Raw genomic sequence first — 846 nt, 5'->3', positions numbered from 1 at the left:
AACAGGTCCGAGAGCACGTCGATGACGTCGATCGCCTTCAACCTTCGATCGATGCGGATCGCCAGGCATTCATGCGTGAACTCGTCGATGATGTTGAGCATGCGATATTTTTTCTCCCATCATGAGTGCGGTCCTCGACAAAGTCGTAGGACCACACGTGATTGGGCCGCTCGGCACGCAGGCGGATGCAGGGTCCGTCCGCAAGCCAAAGACGGCCGCGCTTGGATTGTCGGGCTGGAACTTTCAGCCCCTCACGTCGCCAGATGCGCTCAACCCGCTTGCCATTGACGACCCAGCCTGCCGTCGAGCGCAGCGATCTTGCGATAACCGTAGCGGCCATAGCGGCGGACCAGTTCGACGATGTCGGCGATGAGTTGCTCCTCATCGTCGCGTCCGCGCGGGATCTGGCGCTGGGTCGAGCGATGCTGCCCGAGCACACGGCAGACCCGCCGCTCCGACACCTTCAGGGCGAGCCGGATATGCTCGATGCAGGCACGGCGACGCGCGGGGCTTACCAGTTTCCCGAAGCCGCCTCCTTCAGGATCAGCTTGTCGAGCGTCAGGTCCGCGACGGCGCGACGGAGCCGGGCGTTCTCGGCCTCAAGCTCCTTCATCCGCTTCACCTGATCCGTCTTCAGTCCGCCGAACTCACGACGCCAGCGGTAGTAACTGACCTCCGTCACGCCGATCGAGCGGATCGCATCGGCAACGGATTGGCCCTGCGAGACCAGCACATCGACCTGGCGCAGCTTCGCGACGATCTCTTCCGGCTTGTGGCGCTTCTTCGGCATGGCGGTCCTCCTGTCTGCCAAAAGACATACTTCAGGGTGGACCAATTCAACGGGGG

At 62.6% G+C, this 846-nt stretch carries 1 pseudogene; it reads right to left on the bottom strand.

Going from position 1 to position 846, the window contains the following annotated elements:
- Positions 1 to 790, bottom strand: a pseudogene (locus AX750_RS25665) (IS3 family transposase); the annotation flags it as partial.
- Positions 791 to 846 lie beyond the last annotated feature (56 nt).

The organism is Methylobacterium sp. CCH7-A2, from assembly GCF_001557075.1.
In the GTDB taxonomy this organism is placed as follows: domain Bacteria; phylum Pseudomonadota; class Alphaproteobacteria; order Rhizobiales; family Beijerinckiaceae; genus Allobosea; species Allobosea massiliensis.
Note: the sequence above shows the minus strand (reverse complement) of the source record. Positions and strands in the feature narration are given on the sequence as shown.